The 16,402-nt window shown below is 71.7% G+C and carries 13 protein-coding genes; 6 read left to right on the top strand and 7 right to left on the bottom strand.

Annotation, left to right across the window (positions count from 1 at the left end; genetic code table 11):
- The first annotated feature begins 40 nt into the window (after positions 1 to 40).
- From JOD64_RS02285 to JOD64_RS02275, 3 genes are all read left to right on the top strand, one after another.
- Positions 41 to 937 (top strand): glycerophosphodiester phosphodiesterase family protein, encoded by an 897-nt coding sequence (locus JOD64_RS02285; RefSeq protein ID WP_204940659.1) that lies wholly within the window; start codon positions 41 to 43, stop codon positions 935 to 937.
- Position 938: 1 nt separating this feature from the next.
- The gene (locus tag JOD64_RS02280) at positions 939 to 1,487 is read left to right on the top strand and encodes an SLATT domain-containing protein (RefSeq protein WP_204940658.1); all 549 of its coding nucleotides are present in this window, start codon (positions 939 to 941) and stop codon (positions 1,485 to 1,487) included.
- A gap of 129 nt (positions 1,488 to 1,616) precedes the next feature.
- Complete coding sequence (locus JOD64_RS02275) at positions 1,617 to 2,213, top strand: hypothetical protein (RefSeq protein WP_204940657.1); 597 nt, start codon at positions 1,617 to 1,619, stop codon at positions 2,211 to 2,213.
- A 70-nt stretch (positions 2,214 to 2,283) separates the two neighbouring features.
- On the opposite strand, the gene JOD64_RS02270 is transcribed toward JOD64_RS02275, so the two are convergent.
- The 7 genes from JOD64_RS02270 to JOD64_RS02240 form a co-directional block, all read right to left on the bottom strand.
- Positions 2,284 to 4,200 carry a glycerophosphodiester phosphodiesterase gene (locus JOD64_RS02270; RefSeq protein ID WP_204940656.1) on the bottom strand — a complete coding sequence of 639 codons (1,917 nt, stop codon included), beginning with the start codon at positions 4,198 to 4,200 and terminating at the stop codon, positions 2,284 to 2,286.
- Positions 4,201 to 4,307: 107 nt separating this feature from the next.
- A complete protein-coding gene (locus JOD64_RS02265) occupies positions 4,308 to 5,048 on the bottom strand; it encodes a cellulose binding domain-containing protein (protein ID WP_204940655.1) in 741 nt (246 codons plus the stop codon).
- A gap of 74 nt (positions 5,049 to 5,122) precedes the next feature.
- Positions 5,123 to 5,503 (bottom strand): DUF742 domain-containing protein, encoded by a 381-nt coding sequence (locus JOD64_RS02260; protein WP_204946369.1) that lies wholly within the window; start codon positions 5,501 to 5,503, stop codon positions 5,123 to 5,125.
- Positions 5,481 to 5,930 carry a roadblock/LC7 domain-containing protein gene (locus JOD64_RS02255; protein WP_204940654.1) on the bottom strand — a complete coding sequence of 150 codons (450 nt, stop codon included), beginning with the start codon at positions 5,928 to 5,930 and terminating at the stop codon, positions 5,481 to 5,483. The genes JOD64_RS02260 and JOD64_RS02255 overlap by 23 nt, the downstream gene beginning before the upstream one ends.
- Positions 5,927 to 7,855: a sensor histidine kinase gene (locus tag JOD64_RS02250; protein WP_204940653.1), complete on the bottom strand. Its 1,929-nt coding sequence runs from the start codon at positions 7,853 to 7,855 to the stop codon at positions 5,927 to 5,929. The genes JOD64_RS02255 and JOD64_RS02250 overlap by 4 nt, the downstream gene beginning before the upstream one ends.
- 43 nt (positions 7,856 to 7,898) lie before the next feature.
- A complete protein-coding gene (locus JOD64_RS02245) occupies positions 7,899 to 10,463 on the bottom strand; it encodes a helix-turn-helix transcriptional regulator (RefSeq protein WP_204940652.1) in 2,565 nt (854 codons plus the stop codon).
- Positions 10,464 to 10,468: 5 nt separating this feature from the next.
- Positions 10,469 to 11,731, bottom strand: a complete 1,263-nt coding sequence (locus JOD64_RS02240) for an Hsp70 family protein (protein ID WP_204940651.1) — start codon at positions 11,729 to 11,731, stop codon at positions 10,469 to 10,471.
- 296 nt (positions 11,732 to 12,027) lie between these two features.
- On the opposite strand from JOD64_RS02240, the gene JOD64_RS02235 reads away from it, so the two are divergent.
- The 3 genes from JOD64_RS02235 to JOD64_RS02225 all read left to right on the top strand — a co-directional run bounded on the left by JOD64_RS02235 (position 12,028) and on the right by JOD64_RS02225 (position 16,341).
- Entirely contained in the window at positions 12,028 to 12,912 is an 885-nt protein-coding gene (locus tag JOD64_RS02235; protein WP_204940650.1) for an IniB N-terminal domain-containing protein, read from the top strand.
- 115 nt (positions 12,913 to 13,027) lie between these two features.
- Positions 13,028 to 14,884 (top strand): dynamin family protein, encoded by a 1,857-nt coding sequence (locus JOD64_RS02230; protein ID WP_204945854.1) that lies wholly within the window; start codon positions 13,028 to 13,030, stop codon positions 14,882 to 14,884.
- A complete protein-coding gene (locus tag JOD64_RS02225; RefSeq protein ID WP_204940649.1) occupies positions 14,881 to 16,341 on the top strand; it encodes a dynamin family protein in 1,461 nt (486 codons plus the stop codon). The genes JOD64_RS02230 and JOD64_RS02225 overlap by 4 nt, the downstream gene beginning before the upstream one ends.
- The last annotated feature ends 61 nt before the right edge of the window (positions 16,342 to 16,402 follow it).

The following is a 16,402-nucleotide window of genomic DNA, read 5'->3' as shown; positions in this document are numbered from 1 at the left end:
CGCCCTAGACGGACGGTGGCAACCTCCGGCAATGTCTACCGTGGATGGACCACCGAAGGCGTTCGCAGGGAGGCTTATCGTGCGACGGGCCGCTATGAACCATCGCGCGAGCCGTACCGAGGAGCTTCCGGAACACGACGGTGTGGGCTCGGAGGCTCAGGAGGAACGTGTGGCGTCCGACGACCGCTGGCTGCGGGAAACCCCGGTCGCACACCGAGGCCTGACCGGCGACGGCCGACCTGCCAACTCGCTTGCTGCCTTCGAGGCGGCGGCCGGTGAAGGCTATGCCTGCGAGTTGGACGTGCAGCTCACCAGAGCCGGCGAGCTCGTCGTGGTGCACGACCATGATTTGACCGAGCTCACTGGTCAGTCGACCTCCACCGCGGAGCTCACCCCAGCCGACCGGCAGCGACTCCGGTTGAACGGCACCGACCAGCGCATTCCCACCCTTGTCGAGGTGTTGGAGCGGGTTGCTGGGCGGGTGCCACTCCTGATCGAGCTCAAACGGCCGAGCCTGTCACTCAACTTTGATCTTGTGGACGAGGTTTTTCGGCAGACGGCAGGCTACCCGGGGCGCTACGCGGTCGAATCCTTCGACCCGTTGCTGGTGGCGGCACTGCGGGTCGCGGTGCTGCGGATGCCGCCCCACCGGCGGGTGCCGGTGGGGCGAATCTGCGGACTGCTCCGCTCGGCCGGGCCGGTGACGCGAATGGTCGGCCGCAGCATGGCCAGCAACCTGGTCACCCGCCCGGATTTCCTGGCCTACGAGGTCGGCGGATTTCCTTCCGGCCTGACAGCGTGGTGGCGCCGACGCGGTGTTCCGGTGATTGCCTGGCCGGTCGTTTCCCCCGAGCAGGAGTTGTTCGCCCGTCAATTCGCCGACAACATCGTATTCTCGGGCTATAGACCGTCTCGCGGCAAGGATCTAGCATCGTGAGGTGTCTATTTACAGAAGGCGCAGTGGGGTGTTGGCCGGATCGCAGAAGGCGGCTTTTGAAGATCCGTTACAGGGTTACCGGACGCTGGCCGAGGCGAGTGTCAACAAGCTCCGGGATCAGTACGATTGGCGGGCGAAATGGCACCGCCGGCTGTTCCGATTCAGCGGCATCCTGGTCATCGTCATCAGCGCGTCTCTCCCGCTGCTCGCGGGCTTCAGCTACCCGGGGAAGAACCTCATAATCGCGGCCTCCGGCGTGATCATCGCGACGGCCACGGCGCTGCGGACCTTCTATCAGTGGGATCAGATGTGGGCCCTGTTGCGGCGCACCCACTTTGGGCTCATCGAGGCGAACAACCAGTGGAAACTCGCATTCGGCCGTGCCGAGACCACGGCTGATCCGGCGCAGCGCGAGCAGCTCGCCTTTGAGGCAACTGAAGCGTTGCTCGCAAAGATCGAAGCTATCCGAAGCGCCGAAACGGAGAAGTTCTTCAGTTCGTTGGCCTTTCCGGACGAAACCACGCTGGCTCGCCGGCCGTTCCAGCCCTGACCGCTCTGCTGGCGGGGCGGTGTGCGAAACCAAGGGTTTGCTCGGTGGAAGACCTGATGCGAATCCCAGGGCCACCCGAGGGGTGTTCCCGGAGGTCGGACGAGCGGGGCCGGCCAGATGATGGCTGGCATGAAACGCGCTGCGCTCTATGTGATCGCCGGTCCCATCGGCATCGCGGCCTACGGCCTCGTGCGTCTGTGGGGAAAGTCCGACGGGGTGTACGGCCCGGGGTTCGACTGGCAGGCCGCGCACCTGATCGGCCTGGCCGGCATGGTGTTCTTCGTCCCGGGGGTCCTCACGCTGGCCCGCCTGCTGCCCCGCAGCCCGTGGCGTACCGGGGTGGTGACCCTCACGTTGATCGGGCTCGCCGCGACGATGGTGCAGTTCGGCGCCGACATCGTGGAGGGGCTCCTGGCCGCGGACCGGGCGGAGATGTCGGCGCTCGCCGCGGACTTCAAGGACATCCCCGGGGTCGAGGTGGCCTTCTACGACGTCGTACCCCAGATGTTCTTCCTCGGCCTGGTCGTCCTCGCGGGCCTGCTCGCCGCCAAGCGGCGGCTGCCGTGGTGGAGCGTGCCGCTGCTGCTCGCCGGCATCGTCATGCCGGTGGTCACCCTCGACCTGCTCCCCATCGGCGGCCTGTGCATGCTGGTTGCCTTGGCGCCGGCACTGCCGACGGTGGCGCGGCAGGATGAACGGACCACATCGCCCGTCGCGATCCACTGAGGACGCCACTCGATGCGCTGGCCCCCACCGTCGGACTCGACGGCGGGGGCCAGCGTGCGATGCCGGACCGCTACTTCAGCGCGAGGGTGCGGGCGTCGGCGGCGATGACGCTGGCGACCGCGGCCGGCACCAGTTCGCCGGCCTGTCGGTCGGCGTACGTGGCCAGCTGGGCGTACTGGGCGTGGGCCAGCTTGGTGGTCATCGCGGTGACGGCGGCCGGATCGGCGCCCGAAGTGAGGATCAGGTAGCCGAGGCCGGCCTGGCTCACCGTCACGGTAAAGGTGCTGGTCGCGGTGGCGGTGCCCTCCGGCCCGGTCGCCTCGGTGGAGATGGTGTGCCGGCCGGCGGTCAGCTTGGCCAGGTCGAGCTTGCTTCCGGCGGCCGACTTCTTGCCGTCGAGCGTGACGGTGACGGTGTCCGCGTTGGTCGCGGCAACCGCGATCACCGGGGACTGCGCCCGGTCGAGCCGAGCGCCGTTGGCGGGCGAGGTGATGGCCACGGTCGGGTCGGCGGAGGCCCGCTGAAGGAATGCCGAGTTCCAGCCGACCAGCTCGGACGCGCGGTTGGTGATGATCGCGTCGGTGCCGATCCGCTCCAATCGCTGCCAGAGACCGGCGGAGTCCATCGTCCAGGCCATCACGGCGACCCCGGCGGCGTGCAGCGGGGCGACGACCTCCGGCTTGGCCAGCAGTGCGTTGCCGTCCGGGTTGTACGCGGTCAGGTGCAGCTCCTTCGCGATCGCCACCGGGTCGGCGTCGAGGCTGCTGCGGAGCAGGCCGAGCGGCAGCTCGGGGGCGATCGCGTAGGTGTACTTCAGGGCGTCGACCTCGAAGCTCTGGATGAAGACCCGGCCCATCATCTGCTCGTCCCGGATCACCTGGATGATCGTGGCGACCTCGTCCCGGGTGTGCTTGCCCTTGATCTCCACGAGGAGGTTGCCGCCCCGGGTCCGCAGGTCGGCGAGCTGCTCGGCGAGGGTGGGCACCCGCTCGCCGACGTACTGCGGGCCGAACCAGGAGCCGGCGTCGAGCGCCTTGATCTGCGCGGCGGTCAGGTCCCGGATGGCGCCGGTGCCGTCGGTGGTCCGGTCGACGGTGTCGTCGTGCAGGATGAACGGGATGCCGTCCTTGCTCGGCTGGACGTCGTTCTCGATCCAGTCGGCACCGCCCTTACGCGCGATCTCCTGCGCCACGAGGGTGTTCTCCGGTGCGGCGGCGGACGCGCCCCGGTGGGCGATCACCGTGAACGGGCTGCCCTCGGGGCGGATGTAGCCGTTCGGCGCCAGCTCGGTGACAATGACGTCGTCGTACGACACGGTGGCGCCGTTGACGAAGAGCCCCTGGATGCCGTTGGCAGAGCGCTGGAGGCTGTTCGTCCGCATCGCCTCCCGCCCGTCGAAGATCCAGCGGGCCTGGTTTCCGTGCACCTCGACGGCGACGCGGACGTCCCGACCGGTGCCGGCGGCGTACGGAGCCGAGGCGGTGTTCGTCACGACCCAGGCGTTGGCCGTGGTCCGCTGGGCGAACTCCAGGCCGTTGGCGGCGGTGGTGCCGCTACGCATGGTGGCGATCCACCACGGGGTGGCGCCGTCGGCGGGCACGTCGACGCCGAGCGATGCCCAGCGCGTGGCGGCCGACACCGACTCGAAGCGCATCGTCGCCTCAAGGCGGAAGTCGTTGAGGTGCCGCCCGAAAGTGATCTTGTTGTTCTCGCTGGAGCTGGTCGACGTGCCGTACAGCCGGCCGTTCTCGACCTTCCAGGTGCCGTCCACCGCGTTCCAACCGGCGGGCAGCGACCCGGTCGAGAAGTTCTCCGAGACGACGACGCTGCCCGGCTCGGCGGTGGCGGGTGACGAGGTCGCGACGGTCACCGCGACGGCAGCCGCCGTGACGGCGAGGGCCGCGACGGTGGCGGAGGCCCGGGTACGCAGGGTGCCGAGCCTCGACCCGGCGCGGTCGAGCGACGATGATGCGAGTGGGACAGTCATGGCCGGAACGGTACGAAGCGCACCCGAACTGATGATCAATCAAGCGTGGCCGCCGCCGGAACGCTCGGTGTACCGCACCCGATCGGTCCGGGGTCGGCCCAGCCCGGTCAGTTCGACAGACCGGTGCAGGCGGCGCCGTCGATGGTGCACGACTCGGGGGCGGCACCAGCGGGCGAACCGTTGACCCGGAACGTCACCCGGACCGAAGCGCTGCCCGGCACCTGGCCGGCGGTTCCGTCCGGCACGAACGTCCACACGGCACCGTCACGGCTGGCCCGGGCGCCCTCGACCGCGCTGATCCGCAGAGACTCCCGGGGCAGGGTGACGGCCAGCGTCCACTGCGGCACCGAACCCGGCCCGGGATTGCTGATCGTCACGGCCGCACCGTAACTGAGCAGGGCCTTGTCCGAGATGGTGAACTCGGCGTTCAGGGGCGCCGACGCGGGTGGAGCCGTCGAACCGGTCGGAGTGGGTCGAGTCGACGCACCGGCGGTCGGTGGGACCGCGGTGGCCGAGGCAGCTGGCGGGGGAGCGGACAGCGCCGGGCTGGTGACTGCCGGTCGCGCCTGAGGCCGGGAAGTGCCGGGCGGCGGTGTGCCCACCTGCTCGACGGACGGTGGCGGGTCGAGAGCCACCGGGGTCAGCTCCTCCGGCGTACGCAGCACCCCGATGATCGAGGTGGCTGTCACGATCAGCACCCCGACCGCCGCGATCATGGCCACCCAGGCGGCCCGCGAAAAGTCGTCCCGACCGGTGAGCACCCGCCGTGCGGCCGTGACCAGGGCCACGATCCGGTCCAGCACGATGATCGCCACGGTACGGCGTGGCTGGGGTGGTGTTGCCGGCACTGCCTGTCTCTCCTTCAGTTCGTCGCAGGATGCCCGCCGACGATCCGTTCGAATCGCGGTTGGCACCTGCCCTGTCACAGGGTGCGAAGCCCCACGAGTATCGCTTCGAGCAGGTCCTCGGTCGGCAGCTCCGACAGCATCGGCGGGTCGTGCGTCTCGATCAACCCGGCCGTGAGCAGGTCGCCGAGCAGCACCCGGACAGTCCCCAGTGGAAGGTCCAGTTCGGCGCCGACTTCGGCCACCGACACTGGATGGTGACACAGCTCGACGATCCGTGCCTGTTCGGGGAAGAGCGGTGTGGGCGGCGTGACCGCCCGTCGGGCGACGACCAGTGAGATCAGGTCGAACTGACCGCGGGCCGGCGCGGTGCGCCCGCCGGTCATCGTGTACGGCCGGGCGACCGGGCCCGCGTCGTCGTCGTACCACGCCTCGTCAGCGGTGCCGCTGGTGTACACCTGTGTCCCCGATCGTCGCCGAGGAGGCCGGTCCGAGGGTGATCGGCAGGTGCCGCTCGGCCTGCCCCACGAAGAGCGCCACCTCGTACGCCATGTCGCCGACCTCGACGTCATCACCGGCGATCCGCACGGTGAGGATCGTTCCGTTCGGGATGGTGGCGATGAACAGGAACGCTCGCGACATCTGCACCACGACCTGGCGTAGACCGCCCGCGTCGCAGGTCCGGGTTGCGGCCAACCCCAACGCGATCAGGCCGGCGACCACTCCGGAGATCTGCTCGGCCAGCTTCGCCTCCACCTGCCGGGAACCGCCGAGGGCCAGCCCGTCAGGGGAGAGCACGACGGCGAACTCCGCGCCGTGCACTCGGTCGACCAGGCGGTCCAGGGCGCCGGTCAGGCTGTCGTTGGTGACCACTGCGGACGTCATGGGTGTCTCCTCGCTGTTCTCGCGACCGGTATCTCGACCGTGTCGAGGCTGGTCCTGCGGTGTTCGGGGCCGGTCGGCCCGGCCTGGCGGACCCGTGTGGGCAGCGCACCGTCGCCGCTCGGGTCGGGCAGGTCGGCGCCGTCGCGGGCCGGCGGGTACGGGGTGCCGGGTGGTGCGGTGGCCGGTCGACGTCCGGTGTCGCTCACCGTGACCAGCCGGGCCGGGAGGAGCACGACCGCGGACGTTCCACCACGCTGGCTGGGGCGCAGCGAGACGTGGGCGCCGCATCGCTCGCCGAGCACGGCGACGGTGTAGAGACCCGCGGGCCCGGTGGGCGGGCCGTCCGGCGGGTTGCTGAGCAGATGGTTCGCCTCGGCCAGCGCGGACGCGTCCAGGCCGGGCCCGTCGTCGGTGACCACGATGGCGCACCCCTGCGGTCGGTGCTCGCCAGCGACCCGGACGGTGGTCTTCGTCGGCGAGAAGGCGAGGGCGTTCTCGATCAGCTCGGACAGCAGATGGACGAGGTCCGTGACGGCGGGACCCGTGATCGACCACGGCCAGTGCGGGGCGATCAGGACCCGGTGGTAGTCCGGTACCTCGGCGACCGCACCGCGAGCGACGTCGAGCAGTGGCACCGGGCGCCGCCAGCGGCGCGCGGGCGTCGCGCCGGCCAGGGCGATCACCTTCTCCACGTTGCGCCGGATCCGGGTGCTGAGGTGGTCGAGCTGGAACAGCTCGCCGGTCTCCTCGGTGGACCGCTCCCGGCGCTGCATCCCGTCGAGCAGGCTGAGCTGGTCGCGCAGCAGGACCTGGTTGCGTCGGGTGAGCCGCAGGAACAGCTCCTCGTAGGTGCCGCCGGGTGCCGCCGGGGCAGCCGGGACAGCCGGAGGCGGTGGACTGACGTCCGGCCTGGTCAGCTCGTCGGTCAGGCGTCGGACCGTGCTCGCCCAACTCAACAGGAGCATGAGCACGACGATGAGACCCAACCCCACCACGCCGCCGGTCCGCGCGACGATCACGGCGGCACCCGGCGTGGCCCGCTCGACGCTGCTGCGGGCGGTGGTCGTGACAAGTGTCTGCAGTGCGTCGAGGGCGGCGTCCGCCGCGGCGCGCCAGGCCTGGGCGGTGATCCCGGCCAGGGCGTTGCCGGTGTCCGCGCGCAGCAGCCGGTCCTCCAGGGCGAGCAGGCCCGCGAACTCGGGGCCGGTCGCCATCCGCTGATGCTCGTCCTGCCCGTCGACGCCCAACCCGGCCGCCGCCTCGGTGCGCGCGAACCGCTGGTTGCTGACGAGCTCGCTCAGTCGAAGCCGTTCGTCGACACCGAGCCGTGCACCGGTCAGGGCCGCGCTGACCAGGGTGTCCTCCCGGGCGAGCAACTCGCGGGCGCGGGCCAGCGCGATCACCGCGCGGGTGTCGGCGGCCAACGCGCTCTCGTACGCGCCCCACTCCGGGCCGTACACCCGGAAGGCGATGTCGATGACCTGGTCGTACCCGTCGAGGGCCGCGGCCTGGTCGAGCTGCCCGGCGTCCACCTGGGAGCGGATCGCGCCCAGGCTGTCGAGCCGTCGGACCAGTTCGACGGCCCGGTCGCGGACCTCGCCGGCGCCGAGCAGTCGAAGATCACTGCCCTCGCTGAACTCGCGGACCTCGGCGGCGGCCCGGTCGGTGCCCTCGCGTGCCCCGACCAGCGGGACCGCCGTCGGCGCGGCCCCGGCGATCGTCTCGGTGGTGACCCGGCGTTCGGTCTGCAGGCTCAGGACCAGGCGGTCGAGTGGTTGGCCCAGATTGTCCGCCAGGGCCCGCACACGCAGCAGGTCGATGACGTCCTGGCTGCTCACGTAGGCCGCGTACGACCAGAGCGTGATCAGCACGGCGGCCAGCACCACCAGTCTGGTCCGGATCAGCCGGACCTCGTTACGCGTCACGTCCCGCTCCGTCCGGTGCGGCGGCGTCCAAGACCTGTGCGCCTCATCGGGTCGCCCGCTGCGGCCACGGCTGCCCGGCGGTGTCGCTGGCCCGGTCGGCGACGATGGTGCGCAGCAGAGCCAGCAACTCGGTGCGGTTGGCGCAGTTCAACCGGTTGCGCATCCGCGCCACGTGGTGCTCGACCGTCTTGGCCGAGATGAAGAGCCGATCGCCGATCTCCCGGTAGGTCAACCCGGCCAGCACCAGCTCGGCCACCTCGTACTCCCGGTCGCTGAGCCCCTGCTGGGTCGGGCCGGCGGCCCGCGTCGTGCTCTCGGTGGTCGTCGACGTCGGACCGCCGTGACCGCCGGACGGTCGCCCCTGCAACGCTCGGGCGCACTCCAGCAGGGTGGTCATCGCCCGCCGGTCCGCGGTACGGATCGCGGCCTGGCCGGCGAGGCGGGCACCGTCCCAGCACAACCCGGTGTCGTGCAGCCCTCGGGCGGCGGCCTCCACGCGGGCCGGGTCGACGACGCCCCGCAGCACCTCCACCCAGCTCTCCGCGGCGGCGGCGACCACGGCGGCGTACCGGCTGTGGTCCGCCGAGGCGAGCAGCGCGGCGACGTGTTCGTCGGCCCGGGCCGGCTCGCCGGTGAGGATCGCGGCGTGCAGCCCACTCCAGTGCAGCGGCACACTCCACAATGGTGGTTCACCGAGCCGGCCGAGCAGCGCGCGCCCCTCGCGCAGGTACGGTTCGAGCCGGGCCAGGTCACCCAGCCGCGCGCCCGCGATGGCCAGCTCACCCAGCGGCAGGAGCGTGAACAGGTCGACGGGGTGGCGGACCACCGCCTCCAGCGCCTGCCCCCAGCCGCGCTTGAGCGCCCCGAGGTCGCTGTTGCGCCGGCCGGTGCCCATCCGGATCGCGGCGGCGAAGAGCAGGTCGCGTGACTCCAACTGCCGACCGTCGAGCGTCACCGTGGCGAGGCGCTCGGTCGCGGCGTGCGTCTCGCCACGGACCATCAGGATCCAGGCCTGCAACAGCCGGTGACGGCGAGCCATCAGCGGGCCACCGACACCGGCGCCCAGGGCCCGGTGCAGCACCCGCTCGGCGATCTCCAGCTCACCGCAGTGCACCGCGGTCAACGCGGCGAGCGCCGCCGGGCTGTCCGGCAGGAGCGCCGCCCGCCCGTCCGGCTCCAGCAGCGCGGCGGCCTGCACGAGCGCCGAGAGCGCCGCGGTCGGCGGGCCGCTCACGCTCTCGCGTACCCCGTCGGCCATCAGGCGGGCGGCGCTGGCGTGCAAAGTTGGCGGTTCGTCGGTGGGTTCGGCTGCCGGCGGCTCGGCGGTGGCGCCCAGGTCGCCCATGGCGAGGCCGCCGACGGTGGCGAAGGCCGCCGCCGAGGCGGTGCCTGACCATCGGTACAGCTCGACGCTGCGACCGACGTGACCGCGATGCGCCAGGGCGGTCGCGGCCACCACGGCCGCCTCGGCACGCTCGGGCGGGGCGGCCGTGGCCAGCAGGCGGTCCGCCAGCCGCAGGGCGTCGTCGAGGTTGCCGGCGAGCGCGGCGGCGAGTGCCTGCTCGGCGCTCGCCGGCCGTCCGGCCGCCGTGGCGGCGGCGAACAACTCGGCCGCGAACGCCGGCTCGTCGGCCAGCGCCTCACCCGCTGCGGCTGCCAGGGTCGGAGCCGGGCAGTCGCCGAGCGCGCCCACCGCCAGCAGGGAGCGGACCAGCGGCAGCACCGCGCCGCCCCGGGCGAGCTGCAAGTCGGTGAGCCGGCGCCAGACCGCGGTCCGGTCGGTGGTGGGGCTGAGCGTCGTGACGGCCCGCCGGACGATCGGCGCGAGCCGGCCGTCGGCGCCGAGCAGCCCGGCCGCCCGCGTCGCGGCGATCAGTTCGTCCACCGCCGCCGGCTCCCGGCCCAGGAGCGTGCCGAGCATGCTCACCGGCAGCAGCCCACCGGCCGCGACGGCGAGCAGCATTCGTCGTACCGCGGCGGGTTGCACGTCCAGGTCCGCCGCGAACTCTCCGACGGCGGACCGGGGTGGGGCGACCACCGTGCCGGTCGGGGTCTCCGCGCCGGCCAGGCCGCGGACCAGCCGTTCGACGTCCCGGGGTATGCCGGAGGTCTGGGTGTGTACGAAGTCGACCAGGTCGCCGTGCCGGCCCAGCTCCGGCGTGGCGGCGAGGTAGGCGGCGGTCTGCTCCCGGGTGAACGGCGTGAGGAGCACGGCCTGCCCGTCCCGCCGGAGAGAGTCGACCAGCTCACTGAGCGCCGCTGACCGGGGCCACGGCCGGTGTGCGACGACCAGCCGGTGCCGACGGGTGGCGACCAGACGCAGGAGCACCCCGATCCGTGCGTCGTCGAGCAGGTGCGCGTCGTCGACCAGGACCAGTGTGTCGGGGTCGACCGGTTCACCGGGCTCCGGTGCGCCCGCGCGTACGGTGATCCCGGCCCGCTGGTGGATCCGCGCCAACTCCGCGAGCAGTGCGGTCTTTCCGTGCCCACCTGGGCCGGCGATGCCAACGGTGAGTGGGCCGGTCGGGTCCTGCCCGACCGCGTCCAGCAGTGCCTGCGGCCCCTTGTCCAGCGTCAGCCCCGACTCGGCGATGCCATTCATGATCATTGAAGTCATCCTTCGCGTCCCCGGCCGCGGGCCAGCACCAGGCGGGACGGCTTCGGCAGTTCCAGTGGGAGGACCCGGACCGGTGGCCGCGGTGGCGGAGCACCTGGGACGGTGGTGTCGTGGTGGGGGCGCGGAGCCGGAACGCTGGCCCGCCCGGCACCACTCACCGGGGCCGGGTCGCGGACCGGCGCCGGCGGGCGCGGGCGCGGCGACACCACCTGGCAGGCGGCCATCGCCGCCCCGGTGGCGGCGGTCAGTTGCGAGTCCGGTTCCACCTCGACGGGCACCGGGAGTGCCGCGCTGATCAGCTCGGTGACGAGCGGAACGCGGGTCGAACCGCCCGCCAACAGGACGCCGTCGAGCTGCGCCGGCGTCAGGTTGGCACTCTGCACGGCCCGCAGCAGCAGGTCGACGGTGGCCTGCACCGTCGGGCGGATCATCTGCTCGAACTGCGCCCGGGTCACCGGTATCCGGGCCGGACCGTTCGGCAGGGCCAGCACCACGTCGGCGGTCAGATCGACGGTCAGCACCCGCTTGACCCGGTCGCATTCCGCGCGCAGCCCGCGCAACGCGGCCTGGGTGCCGCGGCGTGCGGTGGTGGCCAACTCCCGGGCCAGCGTCGTACGGGCGTAGCCGGCCAGCGCCTCGTCGAAGTCGGCGCCGCCAATCGAGTCGAGCCCCTGGGGGGTACCGAATGTCTCGTACGTGCCGCGCGGGGTTCGACGCACCAGTGCCGCCTCGAAGCTGTTGCCCCCCAGGGCGTAGACGACGGCAGTGGTGCCGGCGAACCCACGGGCCGCGTGGCTCTCCGCCACCGTTACCGTGCGGGGCAGCAACGTCACGTGACGCAGCCCGAAGCCGGACAGCGCCCGGTGCAGCACCTCTCGCCGGTAGGGGCGCCACCCCGCGGGGTGGCTGAGCACGATCGCCTCGGCGGGACCGCCTTCCAGGGCGTGGACCCGATCCACCACCCACGCGGCGAGCTCCGCGGTCAGCGTCTGCGGCGGGCACGCTTCGCCACCGAGCAGCAGGGGCACGTCGTCACCGATGCGGTGGACGAAGTCCCGCGTGGTGCGGCTGCCGTCGTCGGTCGCGGGCTCGCCCACGTGCAGCGAGCCGTCCTCCGACAGGCACAGCACCGACGGTACGACAGTCGAGTCGACGTGCAGCGGGACGGCCTCGGGACGCGTCCAGGTCGTGCCGTGCCGCCGCGCGACAGCGGCAGCCGTGTTGGTGCTTCCGATGTCTATCCCCAGGACGTACGGCATCTCTCTTCTCTCCCCGTGGGTCGGCCGGTCGGTGGCGATGGCGTCGGTGCTGTCCGACGACCCACCCCCGGCGAACCCCGCGGGCTCCTACGTTCGTACCAGAGATCAGTCCCTGGTCGGGACCCTAATCTCGCCGGTCCGGTTTCCCCCTGTCCCCCTAACGTACGAGGTGGCGGTGCCCCTAGTTCAACCGGCCCGGATGCGGGCTCAGCCCCGATGCCCGGGGGCGGGCCCGGCAATAGCGTCACTGTCGACGTACGACACCCGCCGACGCCACATCCGAGGAGAACCGGCACATGGACTCGCAACAGACCCTCCACGACTTCGTGCTCGACCTGCTGACGAACCCCGACGCCCGGTCGGCCTTCGACCTCGACCCCGAGGGTGCGCTGCAGGCAGCGGGGCTGACCGACATCACGGCGGCCGACGTGCAGGACGTCGTGCCGTTGGTCGTCGACTACGCGCCGGGACAGGGACTCGGGGCGTTGGTTCCATCCGTGGGGCAGCTCGGGCTGGACCCCCTGGTCACCGACACCACCGACGTGGTGGGCCAGTTGCAGAGCGTGGCGCAGCAGATCAGCGTCACGAGTTCCCCGTACGGCGTGGACGTCAAGGCCGGTGTGCTCGGTGCCATCGCGGTCGACCCGTCGGCGGCCGCCGCGGGAGTCACCGTGCTGCCGGGGATCGGCCTGGGCGTCGGCCCGTACGGCCTTGACACCGACCTGACCGGTGTGGCCGACGTGGCGCACACCCTCGACGCCGACGTGGTGCAGCCGGTGGACGGGATCGCCGACCCGGTGCTCGGGGACGTCACCGGGGTGGTCGGCGACTCGACCGGCCTGCTGCACGGCACCGACGCGGGTCTGCTCGGTGGCGACCTGACCGGCGGCGTCCTCTCCGGTGCCCACGGTCAGATCAATGGCGTCGTCGGCTCCCTCGGTGTCGAGGACACCCTGGGCGGGCTGGGCCTCGGGCACGGTGATGGCGTTGTCGGCGGCGTCGTTCCGCCGCTCGACGTGCCGTCCGTGGTGGGCGGGGTGACGCACCAGGTGGACGGTCTCGTCCCCGGTGTCACCGGCACGGTTGGTGATGTGACCGGCGGCGTCACCGACGGTGTGCTGGGCGACTCGGACGGCTCGTCCGACCACGGCCTGCTCGGCCTCACCGGCGGTCTGCTCTGACGGGAATTTCCGGTCGGAGCGGGGGGTCGGATCGTCTCGGGCGATCCGGCCCCCTCCGATTCCATTTCCGGTCCCTCTTGCTAATTGAGCCGAAATCAGCACACTTGGTGCGGTGATGGCCGGGATCTGGTTGGACGTGCTGGACGACATCGCCCGTACGTGCAGTGCACACGGTCGAGGTGACCTGCTCCAGACGGTCCGGCAGAAACGTGCCCAACTGCTGGACCCGACGCTGCGCGTCCTGGTCATCGGTGAGCCGAACCAGGGCAAGAGTCAGCTGATCAACGCGATCATCAACGCGCCGGCCTGCCCGGTCGGCGACGGCCGCACGACCGTCCTGCCGACCGTGGTGCGGCATGCCGAGGCTCCGTCCGTCGCGGTGGCCCAGGCTTCGCCACCAGCCCCCGGTCGTCCGTCCGGCACTGCGGTCGAGGGCGCCGTCGAGCGGACCCCGGTGGCGCTCAACCAGGTCGCGGAGAGCGTGGCCGGCATGATCGGACGTCGGCCGGGCGGTGGCCCGGCGTACGTCGAGATCGGGGTGCCCCGCGCCCTGCTCGGCGCCGGGCTGGTGCTGGTGGACACTCCCGGCACCGACGAGGTCACCGGTATCGGCGGCGCCGCCTCGGTCGCTGCTCCCGCCCGGGCGGACACCGTGCTGCTGGTCACCGACTCCACCCGGGAGTTGTCGGTCGCCGAGCTGAACATGTTGCTGCACGTCATGCGCTCGCACCCGAATGTGGTGGTGGTGCAGAGCAAGACCGATCTGGTGGCGGACTGGCGGGCGGTCGCCGAGCGCAATCGTCAGCACCTGGCCGAAGCCGGGGTACCGGCGGCGCTGATCCCGGTCTCGGCGGCGCTGCGGCTGCGTGCTGCCGCGGCCGATGACCGGGGCCTCAACGCCGAGTCCGGTTTTCCCGTGCTGATCGCCCGACTGCAGCGGGACCTGGCCGGCAAGGCCGACCAGTTGGCCCGGGCGTCGGTGCAGACGGTGGCGCGGACGGTGGTGGAGCAGTTGGCGGCGCCGCTGCGTGCCGAGCTGGCGACCCAGGAGGCCGAGGAGCAGTCGGGCCCGATCTCCCGGCTGCACGCGGCGCAGCGCGAGGTCGACGAGCTGCGTCGCTGCTCGACCCGGTGGCAGAACATTCTCAGCGACGAGATCGCCGACCTGCTCTCCGACATCGAGTACGACCTTCGTGACCGGACCCGGCAGATCCTCCGGACCGTGGACGAGGCGTTCGACACCGCCGATCCGTTGGTCGCCTGGGACACCTTCCAGGATTGGCTGGAGCGGAGCCTGGTGGAGGCCGCGGAGGCAAACCACGAGTGGCTGATCCAGCGCTGCGACTGGATCGCCCGCCGGGTGGCCGCCAACTTCGACCGGTACGGCTACGACGTGCTGCCGCCCTGGTCGATGACGATGCCGGACGACATCGGCGAGCGACTGCCGGAGCTGCAACTGCCGACGATCGACAGGTTCACCACCGGCCAGAAGTTGTTCACCGGCATGAAGGGCTCGTACGGCGGGATGCTGATGTTCGGTCTGGCGACCACACTGGCCGGGATGCCGATGATCAACCCGGTCTCGGTCGGCATCGGGGCGCTGTTCGGCGGCAAGAGCATCCGCGACGAGAGCAAGCAGTTGCTCCGTCGTCGCCAGGCGACCGTCAAGACGGCCATCCAGCGGCATGTCGACGACTTCTTCGTCCGGATGATCCGTGACTGCCGGGACGCCGCACGGCAGGTGCAGCGGATGCTGCGGGACCACTTCACGGGGCTGACCGAGGAGCTTCAGGAGGCGATCGTCCAGTCGTTCCGAAGTGCCAAGCAGGAGGCCGACACCGATGCCTCGCTGCGCGAGCAGCGGCAGCGCGAGATCCGCCTGAAGATGACCCGGTTGGCGGCGCTCTACGAGCAGGCTCAGCAGTTGACCGCCGCCCGTTCGGCCCCGCTGCTGTTGGAGCCGCAGGCATGACCGTGGGGCTGCGCCTGGACGAGGCGGCCTGGGGTCTGCTGCACCAGGCTATCGATCTTTACCAGGACGATCCGCGGGCAGTCGCGCAGTTGCGGCATCAGGTCGCCCGGTTGGAGCAACCGCTGCGGATCGCGGTCGCCGGCCCCTGGCGATCCGGCAAGTCGACGATCCTCAACGCGCTGATGGGCGAGGAGGTCGCGCCGGTCGAGAGGGCGGACGGCGTGTTCACCTGGTACGAGGACGGCGCCGCCCCGCGGGCGACCGCCTACCCGGCCGGTCAGCCGCCGCAGGAGTTGACGGTGGTCAAGTCGGCGACCGGGCTGCGGGTGGATCTCGGCTGGGGCGCGGGGGACGTCCGCGACATCGTGGTGCAGTGGCCGACGCGGGCGCTGCGGCAGGTCACGCTTATCGACACCCCGGCGGTCACCGGCAGTGTGGAGCAGGGGCGGGCGCCGGTGTTGGAGCGGGTGCTGCGGGACGCGGACGCGGTGTTGTACCTGACCCGCGATGCGCGCGACAGCGATCTGCGGCTGCTGGAGTCCGGCCGGGACAGCGCCGTCGGGCAGGCCGCACCGGTCAACGTGATCATGGTGTTGTCCCGGGCGGATGAGACCGGCGGAGGCCGGATCGACGGCCTGCTCACGGCCCGTCAGCTCGCCCGCCGGCATTACCGTGATCCGCGAGTGAGCGCGCTCAGCGTGAACGTCGTGGCGTGCAGCGGAATGATCGGCCTGGCGGGCAGGATGCTCGGTGAATCGGACTTCGCCGCGCTCGCGTCCCTGGCCCAGGTGCCCAGGGCGGAGCTGGACGTCCACCTGATCTCCGCTGACCGCTTCCTCCTTGGTGAGCTGCCGGTACGGCTGGAGACCGAGACGCGCGCCGCGCTGCTGGATCGGCTCGGGGTCTTCGGTGTCCGGCTGGCGGCCACACTGGTGCGCAGTGGTTTCGACAGCCGGGTGAAGCTCTCTGCCGAGCTCATTCGGCGCAGCGGTCTCACCGAGCTGCGTGAGTCGGTGACACGCTGTTTCATCGATCGCAGCGACACCCTGAAGGCCCGGTCGGCGTTGGCCGCAGTGGAGACGCTGCTGCGGGCCGAGCCCACCCGGGGTTCTGAGGAGTTGGTCGGCGCGGTCGAGCGGATCCTCGCCGGTGCCCACGAGTTCCGGGAGCTGCGCCTGCTGGTGGCGCTGCGCAACGCCCGGCTCGGGTTCGACGCCGAGTCGGCCGCCGAGGCGCGGCGGCTCGTCGGCGGTAACGGGGTGGGACTGGCCGCCCGCCTCGGTGTCGAGCATGAGGCGACCGTGCAGCGGCTCTGGGAAGTCGCCGCCGACGCGCAGTGGCGATGGCGGGACCGGGCGGAGGACCCCCTGCTTCCGTTGGCACAGCGGCGTGGGGCCCAGGTCGTCGTCCGCAGCTGCGAGGGGATGATCGCCGAGTTGGTCGCGGGCGGTCGCTGAGAGCTGACGGCATCGGGGCCCGCCACGTGGTTCATGGCCCGAAAACCGTTATTCGATCTCC

The sequence above is a fragment of the Micromonospora luteifusca genome (assembly GCF_016907275.1).
Lineage (GTDB): Bacteria > Actinomycetota > Actinomycetes > Mycobacteriales > Micromonosporaceae > Micromonospora > Micromonospora luteifusca.
The sequence above is the reverse complement of the archived record's forward strand: the minus strand, read 5'-3'. Positions and strand labels throughout refer to the sequence as shown.

Bases quoted from the DNA above. Each gene is read 5' to 3' on its own strand.
- JOD64_RS02225 (WP_204940649.1), top strand. From the start codon at position 14,881: ATGACCGTGGGGCTGCGCCTGGACGAGGCGGCCTGGGGTCTGCTGCAC.
- JOD64_RS02275 (WP_204940657.1), top strand. From the start codon at position 1,617: ATGAAACGCGCTGCGCTCTATGTGATCGCCGGTCCCATCGGCATCGCG.
- JOD64_RS02255 (WP_204940654.1), bottom strand. From the start codon at position 5,930: ATGACGTCCGCAGTGGTCACCAACGACAGCCTGACCGGCGCCCTGGAC.
- JOD64_RS02230 (WP_204945854.1), top strand. From the start codon at position 13,028: ATGGCCGGGATCTGGTTGGACGTGCTGGACGACATCGCCCGTACGTGC.
- JOD64_RS02270 (WP_204940656.1), bottom strand. From the start codon at position 4,200: ATGACTGTCCCACTCGCATCATCGTCGCTCGACCGCGCCGGGTCGAGG.
- JOD64_RS02240 (WP_204940651.1), bottom strand. From the start codon at position 11,731: ATGCCGTACGTCCTGGGGATAGACATCGGAAGCACCAACACGGCTGCC.
- JOD64_RS02235 (WP_204940650.1), top strand. From the start codon at position 12,028: ATGGACTCGCAACAGACCCTCCACGACTTCGTGCTCGACCTGCTGACG.
- JOD64_RS02245 (WP_204940652.1), bottom strand. From the start codon at position 10,463: ATGATCATGAATGGCATCGCCGAGTCGGGGCTGACGCTGGACAAGGGG.